Annotated in this window: 8 protein-coding genes; 6 read left to right on the top strand and 2 right to left on the bottom strand. The window is 68.9% G+C overall.

The window, feature by feature from the left end:
* Positions 1–9 precede the first annotated feature (9 nt).
* The 3 genes from BM133_RS33090 (at position 10) to BM133_RS33100 (ending at position 5,230) form a co-directional block, all read left to right on the top strand.
* On the top strand, positions 10–3,306 hold the full coding sequence (locus BM133_RS33090) for a carboxyl transferase domain-containing protein (RefSeq protein ID WP_093443580.1): 3,297 nt from the start codon (positions 10–12) through the stop codon (positions 3,304–3,306).
* A 65-nt stretch (positions 3,307–3,371) separates the two neighbouring features.
* Positions 3,372–4,691 carry an SGNH/GDSL hydrolase family protein gene (locus BM133_RS33095; protein ID WP_177225022.1) on the top strand — a complete coding sequence of 440 codons (1,320 nt, stop codon included), beginning with the start codon at positions 3,372–3,374 and terminating at the stop codon, positions 4,689–4,691.
* A gap of 164 nt (positions 4,692–4,855) precedes the next feature.
* The gene (locus tag BM133_RS33100) at positions 4,856–5,230 is read left to right on the top strand and encodes a YXWGXW repeat-containing protein (RefSeq protein WP_093443582.1); all 375 of its coding nucleotides are present in this window, start codon (positions 4,856–4,858) and stop codon (positions 5,228–5,230) included.
* A gap of 125 nt (positions 5,231–5,355) precedes the next feature.
* On the opposite strand, the gene purU is transcribed toward BM133_RS33100, so the two are convergent.
* Positions 5,356–6,231: a formyltetrahydrofolate deformylase gene (gene purU, locus BM133_RS33105; RefSeq protein ID WP_093443584.1), complete on the bottom strand. Its 876-nt coding sequence runs from the start codon at positions 6,229–6,231 to the stop codon at positions 5,356–5,358.
* A 70-nt stretch (positions 6,232–6,301) separates the two neighbouring features.
* Here purU and BM133_RS33110 point away from each other — a divergent pair, with 70 nt between their 5' ends.
* Positions 6,302–7,636 (top strand): omega-aminotransferase AptA, encoded by a 1,335-nt coding sequence (locus tag BM133_RS33110; protein ID WP_093443586.1) that lies wholly within the window; start codon positions 6,302–6,304, stop codon positions 7,634–7,636.
* Between the two features lie 18 nt (positions 7,637–7,654).
* Here the strand turns inward: BM133_RS33110 and BM133_RS35315 are convergent, their stop codons facing one another.
* Positions 7,655–8,065 (bottom strand): VOC family protein, encoded by a 411-nt coding sequence (locus BM133_RS35315; RefSeq protein ID WP_177225023.1) that lies wholly within the window; start codon positions 8,063–8,065, stop codon positions 7,655–7,657.
* Between the two features lie 230 nt (positions 8,066–8,295).
* Between BM133_RS35315 and BM133_RS33120 the strand changes: the two genes are divergently transcribed.
* Together BM133_RS33120 and BM133_RS33125 are read left to right on the top strand one after the other, a co-directional pair.
* Complete coding sequence (locus BM133_RS33120; protein ID WP_256219433.1) at positions 8,296–8,877, top strand: hypothetical protein; 582 nt, start codon at positions 8,296–8,298, stop codon at positions 8,875–8,877.
* Between the two features lie 14 nt (positions 8,878–8,891).
* Positions 8,892–10,277, top strand: coding sequence for a CsgG/HfaB family protein (locus BM133_RS33125; RefSeq protein WP_093443638.1), 1,386 nt, complete (start codon positions 8,892–8,894; stop codon positions 10,275–10,277).
* Positions 10,278–10,318: the final 41 nt, after the last annotated feature.

Genomic DNA, 10,318 nt, shown 5'->3' on the forward strand with positions numbered 1-10,318 from the left:
AGGTTTCGCGTGTTCTCCAAAGTTCTGATTGCCAACCGCGGCGAGATCGCCGTGCGGCTGGTGCGCGCACTGCGCGACCTGGGTATCGCCAGCGTGGCGGTGCATGCGCGCGACGATGCTTCGGCGCTGCATGTCCAGCTGGCCGATGCGGCCGTGGCGCTCGATGCGACGGGGCCGTCTGCGTATCTGGACGTGGCCGCGCTGATCGCGGTCGCGAAGGGACAGGGCTGCGATGCGGTGCATCCCGGCTATGGCTTCCTGAGCGAGCGTGCGGATTTCGCAGAGGCTTGCGCGGATGCGGGCCTGGTCTTCATCGGGCCGACGCCCGGACAGTTGGGCCTCTTCGGCGACAAGGCGCGCGCACGCGAGCTGGCCACGCAATGCGATGTGCCCGTGATGCCCGGCAGCGCAGGCGCCGTGACGCTCGCACAGGCGCAGGCCTTCTTCGCCGAGCAGCATGCGCAGGGCGCGGGCGTGATGGTCAAGGCCATCGGGGGCGGCGGCGGGCGCGGGATGCGCGCGGTGCTGAACGCCGAGGAGTTGCCCGAGGCGCATGCGCGATGCATGTCCGAGGCCAAGGCGGCGTTCGGCATCGAGGGCGTGTATGTCGAGCGGCTGATGCGCAATGCGCGGCACATCGAGGTGCAGGTGCTGGGCGACGGGCAGGGCGTGGCCAGCCTCGGCGAGCGCGAGTGCACCTTGCAGCGGCGCTTCCAGAAGCTGGTGGAGATCGCGCCCAGTCCGTTGCTTCCCGAGGCGCTGCGTGCGCAGGTCACGCAAGCCGCACTGCGCATGGCGAAGACGGTCGGCTATCGCGGGCTCGGCACTTTCGAATTTCTCGTCGATGCGGCATCGGCGACGCTGCCCTTCGTTTTCATCGAAGCCAACCCGCGCCTGCAGGTCGAGCACACGGTGACCGAAGCCGTCACGGGCCTGGACCTGGTGCAGCTGCAGATCGCGGTGGCGGCCGGCCAGTCGCTGGGTGCATTGGGCGTGCAGGCCGATCGCACGGCGCCGCAGCGCGGCTTCGCGGTGCAGTGGCGCATCAACGCCGAGACGCTCGACGCGCAGGGCAATGCGCGGCCTTCGGGCGGCACGCTCGCGCGTTTCGACCTGCCGAGCGGGCCCGGCGTGCGCATCGATACGCACGGCTATGCGGGCCTCGCGCCGTCGCCGCACTACGACACGCTGCTCGCCAAGTTGATCGTGCATTCGTCGTCACCGAATTTTTCCGACGTGCTGCGGCGCTCGCTGCGCGCGCTGGACGAGTGCCGCGTCGACGGCATGGCCACCAACCTCCCGCTGCTGCGTGCCATCGCGGCGCGGCCCGAGTTCGCGACGCAGGCGGTGCATACGCGCTTCGTCGAAGCGCACCTGGGCGACTTGCTCGCCGCTGCCGCCTCGCTCGACAAGCATGCGAAGGACATGGCGCCTGTCGCGACGCAGGCGGCAGCGTCGTTGGCCGATGAATCGGACGATGCCCTGACCGTCAAGGCCCCGATGCCCGCGAAGCTGGTGCAGTTCGAAGTGGCCATCGGCGATGTGCTCCCTGCCGGCGCGCAGCTCGGCGTGCTCGAGGCGATGAAGATGGAGCACCTGCTGCACGCCCCCTTCGCGGGTCGCGTGGTCGCGCTGCTCGCGGAGCCCGGCGACTATCTCGTCGAGGGGCAATCGCTGGTGCGCCTGGAAGCCGTCGATGCGCAGGTCGTCGAAGCCGAGGCGCGCGCCGAGCACGACCTCGAAGCGATCCGCCCCGACCTGCAGAAGGTGATCGATCGCCATGCGCCCACGCTCGACATCAACCGCAAGCCCGCTGTCGACAAACGCCACGCACAAGGCGGCCGCACCGCACGCGAGAACATCGCGGACCTCTGCGACACCGCGTCCGATCCCGGCAACTTCATCGAGTACGGCGCACTCGCCATCGCCGCGCAAACACGCCGCCGCACGCTCGAAGACCTGATCGCCAACACGCCGGCCGATGGCATGGTGACGGGCCTGGGCAGCATCAATGCGAAGCAGTTCGGCCCCGAGACATCGCGCTGCGCCGTGCTCGCCTACGACTACACGGTGCTGGCCGGCACGCAGGGCATGCGCAATCACCACAAGACCGACCGGCTGCTGTCGGTGGCCCACCAGTTGAAGCTGCCGGTCGTGCTGTTCGCAGAAGGCGGCGGGGGCCGGCCGGGCGACACCGACATGCCCATCGTCGCGGGCCTGAACAACCACACCTTCAGCCAGTTCGCCGCGCTCTCGGGCAAGGTGCCGGTGGTGGGCATCGTGCATGGCCGCTGCTTCGCGGGCAATGCGGCGCTGCTGGGCTGCGCGGACGTGATCATCGCCACGCGTGGCAGCAACATCGGCATGAGCGGCCCCGCGATGATCGAGGGTGGCGGGCTCGGCACCTTTGCGCCCGAGCAGATCGGGCCGAGCAGCGTGCAGTCGCGCAACGGCGTGATCGACATCCTCGTGGAGGACGAAGCCGCCGCCGTCGCCGCGGCGAAGCAATACCTCTCGTACTTCCAGGGCCCCGTCGCCGACTGGCAATGCGCCGACCCGCGCACGTTGCGCCACGTGGTGCCTGAGAACCGCCTGCGCGTGTACGACGTGCGCGCGGCGATGCGCGGCGTGGCCGACACGGGCTCGCTGCTCGAACTGCGTGCGGGCTTCGGCGCGGGCATCGTCACCGCGCTCGCGCGCATCGAGGGCCGGCCGGTGGGCCTCATGGCCAACAACCCGCACCACCTGGGCGGCGCGATCGACGTGGAGGCCGCCGACAAGTCCGCGCGCTTCATGCAGCTGTGCAATGCGCACGGGCTGCCTATCGTGTCGTTGTGCGACACGCCGGGTTTCATGGTCGGCCCCGAGATCGAGGCGCAGGCGCAGGTGCGCCATGTGTGCCGCATGTTCATGGTGGCCTCGCACCTGCGCGTGCCCTTCTTCGCGGTCGTGCTGCGCAAGGGCTACGGCCTCGGCGCGCAGGCGATGACGGCCGGTGGTTTCGATGCGCCGGTGTTCACCGTCGCCTGGCCCACGGGCGAGTTCGGCGCGATGGGGCTTGAAGGCGCGGTGCGCCTGGGCTTTCGCAAGGAGCTCGCGGCAGTGCCCGAAGGCGAGGCGCGCGATGCGCTCTTCAAGAAGCTCGTGGCACAGCAATACGCGAATGGCGAGGCGATCCACATGGCGCAGACGCTGGAGATCGATGCGGTCATCGACCCGGCCGAAACCCGCACCTGGCTGGTGCGCGGCCTGGCCTCCGCCACGCGTGCTGTAGCACCTATTTCTCCGTACGTAGACACTTGGTAACCACGCGCTAGACCCCGTCGCGCCAGAGGGCAAGGCGGCTCCGTAAACTGGGCCGCTTTGCACGCATGAACCTCGTTTTCCGCTGGCTCCGCAGCCTTCGCGAAGTGGCACTGGCGCACTGGGTCGCTGCCCTCTGCCTCGCCGTGCTGGCCGTCGGGGTGCAGGCGGTGCAGCCCGATCACAAGCCACGGCAACCCGTCGAAGCGCACTGGGTCGGCAGCTGGGCCGTGGCACCGCTGGACTTTCGAGAGTTGGCCGCGAACCCGGTCGTGGCGCACAAGCCCGCACCCGGCGGCGATCAGTTCCGCGGGCAGACACTGCGGCAGCAACTGGCGCCCACGCTCGGCGGCGAGCGCATCCGCATTCGTTTTTCCAATCGCTTCGGCAAGGCGCCGTTGCGCATCGCGGCCGCGAGCGTGGCGCGCAGCACGGGCGGCGATGCGATTTCTCCGTCGACGTTGCGGGTGCTGCGTTTCGGTGGCCGCGCGAGCCTCACCATCGCGCCCGGCGCGGAGGCCTGGAGCGACGGCGTGGATCTGAAGATCGAGGCCGGGCAGACCGTGGCGGTCAGCGCGTTCTTCGATCGCGCGACGCCCTACGGCACGGTGCATCTCCTCTCCGTCGACACGAGCTGGGTCGCGCCGGGCAATGCCGTCGCGGCATCGAAACTGCAGGGCGCGACGACGCTGCCGCTGAATCACATCGTGACGGGCCTGGACGTGCTGACCACGAAGTCGGTGCGCACCGTGGTCGCGTTCGGCGACTCGATCACCGCGGGCGGCGGCGAGTCCGGCGACGGCGCGTACCCCGACATGCTGGCCACCCGCCTGCGCGACAGCCCGCAGGCGGCGCACGAGGTGTCGGTGCTCAATGCCGGCATCGGCGGCAACCGCCTCCTGGTCGATGGCATCGGGCCCCACGGGCTCGCGCGTTTCGCGCGCGATGCGCTGGGGCAGAGCGGCGTGACGCACACGATCGTGCTGCTGGGCACCAACGACATCGGCCGCAGCGTGTTCCTCGGGGCGCCCGGAAATCCGGACACCGTGCACGATCTTCCGACCGCCGAGCGCATCACCGAGGGGCTGCAGCAACTGGTGAAGCAGGCGCGCGCCAAGGGCATCAAGGTGCTGCTCGGCACGGTGCCCCCGTTCCGGAATACGCCGTACTGGAACGAGGACAACGAGGCCATGCGCAACGCGGTCAACCGCTGGATCCGCAGCCGCCAGGACCTCGATGGCGTGATCGATTTCGATGCCGCATTGCGCAACCCCGCGGACCCGCAGACCTTGAATCCGCAGTTCGACAACGGCGACCACCTGCACCCCAACAAGGCCGGCCACGCCGCGATGGCCGCGGCCATCGACCTGAAGGAATTGCAGGAGTGAGCGCTCGCAAGAGCGCATGAGCGGGCGCTGTGGCGCCCGGCGACACGCCGCTGGGGCGTAGAAAGGGGGAAACAGGTCTACACAAGATTTCGCGTGCCGCTTACAGGCGGTTCACACGACACCGGCAGCATGAAGGCTCACCAACAACTCATGAGGGGTTCCCCATGAAAAAACTCGCAATCTCCTTCGCTGTCGGCGCTGCCTCGTTGCTCTCGATGGGCGCTGCAATGACCATCCCCACGACCGCGCAAGCGCAGCCCGTGGTCATCCAGGTCGCTCCGCCACCGCCGCGCGCCGAGCGCGTGCCTCCGCCGCGCCGCGGCTATGTGTGGGCACCGGGGCACTATGAATGGCGCGGCGGGCGCCACGTGTGGGTGCGCGGCGTCTATGTGCGCGCCCGTCCGGGCTACGCGTACCGCGCGCCGGAATGGCGCGAGAACAATGGCCGTTGGGAATACAACCGCGGCCGCTGGGACCGTGACGGCGACGGCGTGCCCGACCGCCGCGACAGCCGCCCCAACAACCCCAACCGCAACTGAGCCTGGGGAGCGCGCACTTCACGCCGCGGCGCTCTCGCATCCCCCTCGCAGGGACAAATGCCCGCGGAACGGCTCGGCCGTTCCGCGGGCATTTCTTTTGGAAAGGCGCGGGCTGCCGGCGATGCTCAGCGGAACACGACCGTCCGGTGCCCGTTCAGCAGCACGCGGTGCTCGCTGTGCCACTTCACCGCGCGGGCCAGCACCTGGCTCTCCGTGTCGCGGCCGCGGGCCGTGAGGTCTTCGACGGTGTCGGTGTGGTCGGCGCGGGCCACGTCCTGCTCGATGATCGGGCCTTCGTCCAGGTCGGCCGTCACGTAGTGGGCGGTGGCGCCGATCAGCTTCACGCCGCGGTCGTGCGCCTGGTAGTAGGGCTTGGCGCCCTTGAAGCTGGGCAGGAACGAGTGATGGATGTTGATCGCGCGGCCCGCCAGGTTGCGGCACAGGTCGTTGCTCAGGATCTGCATGTAGCGCGCCAGCACCACGAGCTCGGCGCCCTCGGCCTCGATGATTTCCAGCTGCTTCGCCTCGGCCTGCGCCTTCGTCGCGCCCGCTACCGGGATGTGGTGGAACGGCACGTTGTAGCTGGCGGCCAGTTGGTAGAAGTCGCGGTGGTTCGAGATGATCGCGCGCACGTCGATGGACAGCAGGCCGCTCTTCCAGCGGAACAAGAGGTCGTTCAGGCAATGGCCTTCCTTGCTCACCAGGATCACCGTCTTCATCGGCTCGGCGGCGGCGTGCAGCTGCAGGTTCATGCCGAAGCCGGCCGCGAAGGTCTTCAACTCCTCGCGCAACACCGCTTCGCTGTGGTCGCCGCAGGCGAAGCGCACGCGCATGAAGAACAGGCCCGTGCCGTGGTCGTTGTACTGGGCGGCCTCTTCGATGTTGGCGCCCCGCTCGAGCAGGAAGCCCGAGACGGCGTGCACGATGCCCGTGCGGTCGGGGCACGAGAGGTTCAGGATGTAGGCGGGCGTGGCGGACAAGGGGGGCGTTGGGGTCGTCATCAGGGGCGTAATTGTGGCAGGGGTGCCAGAATCGCGATTTTCCCTCGACAGATAACCGCAGGAGCGAGACATGGCCTACCAGGACTTCAACATGGGCAACCAGTGGCTGCCCTTCACCCCCAACCGCCATTTCCAGAAAGACCCGCGCGTCTTCGTGGCGGCCGACGGCATGGAGTTCACCACGCACGACGGCAAGAAGGTGATCGACGGCGTCTCCTCCCTCTGGTGCGTGGGCGCGGGCCATAACCGGAAACCCATCAACGAGGCCATCAAGACGCAGCTCGATACGCTCGACTACGCCACCGCCTTCCAGGTGAGCAACGACAAGGCCTTCCGCGCGGCCGAGATGATCGCCGCGCTCGCCCCGGGTGATCTCAACAAGGTGCTGTTCTGCAACTCGGGCAGCGAGGCGGCCGACACCTCGATGAAGGTGGCGCTGGCCTACCACCGCGCACGCGGCGAAGGCCATCGCAACGTGTTCATCGGCCGCGAGAAGGGCTACCACGGCGTGGGCTTCGGCGGCATGTCGGTGGGCGGCATCCCGGGCAACCGCAAGGTGTTCGGCTCGGCGTTCCTCCCGCGCGTGGACCACATGCGCTTCATCCACGATCCGGTGAACCACGCCTACATCCACAACGAGGAGCCGGTGTGGGCCGAAGACCCGCTGGTCGAGCTCGAGACGCGCATCCTGCCGCTGCACGATCCGAGCAACGTCGCCGCGATCATCGTGGAGCCGGTGGCCGGTTCGGCCGGCTGGTACCTGCCGCCCAAGGGGTACCTGAAGCGCCTGCGCGAGATCTGCGACAAGCACGGCATCCTCCTGATCTTCGACGAGGTCATCACCGGTTTCGGCCGCATGGGCACCAACTTCGCGTCGGACTATTTCGGCGTGGTGCCCGACATGCTGAACTTCGCCAAGTGCGTGACCAACGGCGTGATTCCGCTGGGCGGCGTGATCTGCCGCGACAAGCTCTACGACGCGATGATGAAGACCGACGCGCCCGAGCACGTGGTCGAGTTCTTCCACGGCTACACCTACTCGGGCCACCCGGTGGCCTGCGCCGCGGCCATCGCCACGCTCGATCTCTTCAAGGAAGAGGACCTCTTCGCCCGCGCCGGCGAGATGGGCAAGGTGCTGGGCGATGCGTTCCACAGCGCGTTCAAGGGACTGCCGAACGTGATCAGCATCCGAAGCCTGGGCCTGGCCGCAGCGGTGGAGCTCGCGCCCATCGCGGGCACGCCGGGCAAGCGCGCCTTCGACATCTTCCTGGACTGCTTCCACAAGGGCGCGCTGGTGCGGCCCGCGGGCGACGTGCTGGTGATGGCGCCGCCCTACATCGTGGAGAAGTCGCACATCGACACGCTGGTCAACACGCTGGCCGATTCGATCAGGAAGCACGCCTGACGCAACCAACGCAGCGGCTCATTCCTCCAGCGCGAGGATGAGCCAGGGCGTTCCGAACCGGTCGGTGACCATGCCGAAGCGCGGGGCCCAGGCCACGCGCGTGAGCGGCGTCGAGACCTCGCCGCCCTCGGCCAGCGCGCCGAAGATGCGCTCGGCCTCGGCCACGCTCTGCAGGTGCAGCGCGACGTTGAAGCCGCGCATCGGTTCGAACTCGTCGGCGGGCACGTCGTTGCCCAGCAGCGAGAACGCGCCCGCGCGCAACTCCGCGAACCGGACCTTGCCCGGTGCCGATGCGGTCGAGCCGGGCGGCAGGTCCCTCGCATCGTCGAAGGTGTGGAGGGTCGTGATCTCGCCGCGCAGGATGTCGCGGTAGGTCTCGAAGGCTTGCTGGCAAAGCCCGTTGAAGGCCAGCTGGGGCATCAGCTTCATCGGTGTGGCTCCAGGGGTCGATCGAGCCTTCAGGCTATGCGCGCACACGCGTGCGTCATGTAGGAAAGGCGCGTCGCGCGCTGTCTGGCCGCTCGCCTCTCGATGGTTTGCGCGGGTCATTTCTACCGGTATCCGGTATACCGCCCGCGGCTTCCCATCCCTAGCATCCCCTCCGGAAAACATAGCACTTTCGAATTCACAAGTGCACTTCCGAGAAGGGAACAAGAGCCATGCGACGCGTATCTCCCCCCGCCGGCACCGCGCGTGCCGGCCGCAACCCAAGCAGGCGCCTGCCCGCGCTTTCGCTGTACCTGGCCGTTGCATGCATCGGGCTGCCGGCCCTGGCGAACAACGTCGGCGAGAACGCCGCGTGGCAGTTCCAGACGAGCACCGACAAGGTCAACCAGGCCGCCATCCAGGACATGATCCGCAAGCAGAAGAGCGGCTACTACGCGGCGCCGGTCTACAACACGACCAACAACATCGGGCGCCAGTACAACTGCAACGTTGCGGCGAACTCGACCGGCAACGACGGCAACAACAGCACGGTCGCCAATTCGCCGAGCACCGCGGGTGCGACGTCGGGCGCTTCGGGCAACGACAGCCGCACGGCCGTCGGCACGACCGGCGGCGCGACGGTCGGCACCTCGCAGGCGAACAGCGGCCCGGTCGCTTCGGGCGTCGTCGGCGGCACCAGCGCGCAAGTGCAGGGCGCGGCCAACCAGGCGCTCAACTCGAACCAGGGCAACACCGGCGCCCAGACCGCGAGCGTCGCCGGCAGCTCGGCGTGCGCGTTCGGCGTGCTCAATTGAACGGGGCGCGCGACATGCACATCACTTCCACCCTGACGCTCATGGCCGCCGCACTGGCGCTGGCCGGCTGCGTCTCCGCGCCGCAGCAGCGGTTTGCGCCCAACGAAGCACCCGTGGTGCTCGGCCCGGCCGTGCGCGACAACGTGACGCCGATGGAGCCGGTGCTCGCCTGCTTCGCCGACCACGTCGCTTCCACGCGGCGTCCGCCGGTGGTCATCGGCGTGGGCGACGTCAAGGACTACACGGGCAAGTACAGCATCAACGAAGGCAACGCGATCACGCAGGGCGGCGCGCTGATGGTCTATTCGGCGCTCGGCAAGCTGGGCGGCGCGGTGAGCATCGCGGAACGCTTCGATCCGGTGATCGCCGAGCGCGAGCTGGCCTACGCCGACCGCCGCCAGCTGGGCGACGGCAGGAACCACCAGCTGGCCGGCCCCAACGGCGGGCAGGCCGTGCCGTGGCTGCCGTACTTCGGCGGCACGATCAACAAGTCCGACTACTTCATCGTCGGCGGCATCACCGAGCTCAACTACAACATCAACTCCGGCGGCGTCGAGTTCGGCGTGAACCAGGTGGGCGTGAAGGCGCGCACCTTCAGCCAGTCGGTGGGCGTGGACCTGCGCATCGTCGATACCAAGACGCTGATGGTGGTGCGCACGGTGAGCCTCACCAAGCAGTTCAACGGCTACGAAGTGGGCCTGAACGTGTTCCGCTTCTTCGGCAGCAAGCTGTACGACGTGGACATCGGCGCCAAGGGCCAGGAGCCGGTGCAGATGGGCGTGCGCGCCGCGCTCGAGGAGGGCGTGGTGCGGCTCATGGCGGCCGTCACGCAGGTCGACCACCGGCCCTGCATGACGCTGCGCCCGGGCGGCGGCGAACAGATCCCGCTGGTGCCCGCCGCCGAGCTGCGCAAGGTCGACAACCCGGTGGACGCCAGCATGGGCGGCGCGGCGATCGCCTCGCCGGTGGCGCAGGGCGGCGTGGCCGTCAACGCCGCGGGCCAGGGCGGCTCGCGCCTTACGGGCAACGCGACGCAGGTGTCGTTCGACTTCGGCGCCACCGCGCTCGGCGGCAGCTCGCTCGCGCAGATCGACCAGATCGCCGGCGCTGCCAAGAAGGGCACGACCGACATCGTGCTGGTCGCGCGCGACACCGAGAACTGGGATGCCCGCAAGCGCGACGAGCTCACCGACCAGCGCATCGCCGCCGTCACCTCGGCGCTGGCCAACCGCGGCGTTGCGCCGGGCGCCATCACCGTCACATGGCGCCCCGACGCGGCCGACACCTCGATCCACCGCGACGGGCCCGGCCTGCAGGAGATCGCCAAGCTGCGCGTGGGCAGCCCCGTGGTGAGCGGCGCGGTCGATGCGCCCACCGAAGGCGCCGGCAAGGGCGACTGAGCCTTGCCCCCGCCCGCCTTTTTCCAAGTCACACCTTTCCG

Origin of the sequence: Variovorax sp. 770b2, from assembly GCF_900115685.1 — a bacterium.
Lineage (GTDB): Bacteria > Pseudomonadota > Gammaproteobacteria > Burkholderiales > Burkholderiaceae_C > Variovorax.